The 815-nt window shown below is 38.8% G+C and carries 2 protein-coding genes; both read right to left on the reverse strand.

Annotation, left to right across the window (positions count from 1 at the left end; all coding sequences use genetic code 11):
• Window positions 1-40: 40 nt before the first annotated feature.
• The gene (locus HMPREF0721_RS11645) at window positions 41-517 is read right to left on the reverse strand and encodes an IS3 family transposase (protein WP_083798194.1); all 477 of its coding nucleotides are present in this window, start codon (window positions 515-517) and stop codon (window positions 41-43) included.
• Window positions 495-815 (reverse strand): IS3 family transposase (locus HMPREF0721_RS11650; RefSeq protein WP_006599904.1); only part of this gene is annotated, 321 nt, incomplete at its 5' end. The genes HMPREF0721_RS11650 and HMPREF0721_RS11645, both read right to left, overlap by 23 nt.

An 815-nucleotide genomic window follows, 5' to 3' on the forward strand; every position in this document is an offset into this window, starting at 1 on the left:
TGATGTGTACCCCAAAAACTGGACACAAATAAATACTTAGTTACCAACACATGGATGCTTTCCTGTAAGTTACAGGGGGCATCCATTTTGTTTTCTTTTGAATTCTAACATGGTTATAATAATGGATATATTCCTTGACGGCTTGAGAGAAGGCTTCGAAGGATTGGTATTGCTTCTCACAGCCATAATACATTTCGTTTTTCATTCTGCCAAAGAAAGTTTCCATAATACAGTTATCATAGCAGTTGCCTTTCCTGGACATAGATTGGGTAATACCATGAGCTTTGAGTGTTTCTCTATAGTATCGGTGTTGATATTGCCACCCTTGATCAGAATGCATAATAAGTCCCTTGAGTTCGTGGCACTTTCTAAAAGCATGGGTTAGCATACGTTTAATCTGCTCAAGATTGGAACGTCGAGCTAAATCATACGCAATGATTTCATTGGTGTGCATATCTAAAATAGGAGATAGGTAGCATTTTCCCCAAGAAAAGTTAAATGTTAAATTGGGAAACATCGGTCGTCCATTTCTGAAATGGTCCAGTTGTACTAAAATCTCGATTTATGATATTGTCTGCAATCTTGCCGACTTCTCCCAGATAAGAATGATATTTTTCTCTGGGACGTTTCCCCAATAATCCTTCACGATGCATAATTCGCTGTACGCGTTTGTGATTGACGACTAAACCTTGATTTCTCAGCGCTTGATAAACTCTTCTGACACCATAACGGCCTTGATACTTTTTGAATATTGTTCGAATCTCATGGGATAACTGGCTATTGCGCTTGGCGACAGCATCAACTTTCTTCAGTTC

The organism is Pseudoramibacter alactolyticus ATCC 23263 (assembly GCF_000185505.1).
GTDB lineage: Bacteria > Bacillota > Clostridia > Eubacteriales > Eubacteriaceae > Pseudoramibacter > Pseudoramibacter alactolyticus.